The organism is Xenorhabdus entomophaga (assembly GCF_037996725.1).
GTDB classification, from domain to species: domain Bacteria; phylum Pseudomonadota; class Gammaproteobacteria; order Enterobacterales; family Enterobacteriaceae; genus Xenorhabdus; species Xenorhabdus khoisanae.
This window is the reverse complement of record NZ_JBBMXH010000387.1, coordinates 1-360: the sequence shown is the minus strand read 5'-3', so window position 1 is coordinate 360 and position 360 is coordinate 1. Positions and strand designations below refer to the sequence as shown.

Annotated in this window: 1 protein-coding gene; it reads right to left on the bottom strand. The window is 37.5% G+C overall.

The features are described 5' to 3' along the window. Window positions 1-360 (bottom strand): IS630 family transposase (locus tag AAC854_RS23330; protein WP_340619161.1); only part of this gene is annotated, 360 nt, incomplete at both ends.

Sequence of the window (360 nt, the reverse complement as noted above, 5' to 3'; positions counted from 1 at the left end):
ATATATTGGCAACAATGATTGCGTGTCACCGTTTCATGTAATGATTGCCATAACCGTTCTATTTTATTCAACCACGGAGAATAAACGGGGAGAAATAACAGGGTTACTGTTGTATTTTGCTTCAGCCAAGACTTAACGAGTTTGCTGGTATGAATACTGTAATTGTCTAAAATGATCGTTAGCGTTTTCGCATGGCAGTAACGGTGCTTTAACTCTTCTAACATATTGATAAATAATTGAGAGTTTTTCCTGCTGTAGCCCGTATAGACGATTTTTCCGGTTTGAATATCAAAACAACCCGCAAGGTAATATTTTTGATTTTTCCCCGGTGTGATAATCCTTTTTTGCTGCCCTTTGAAG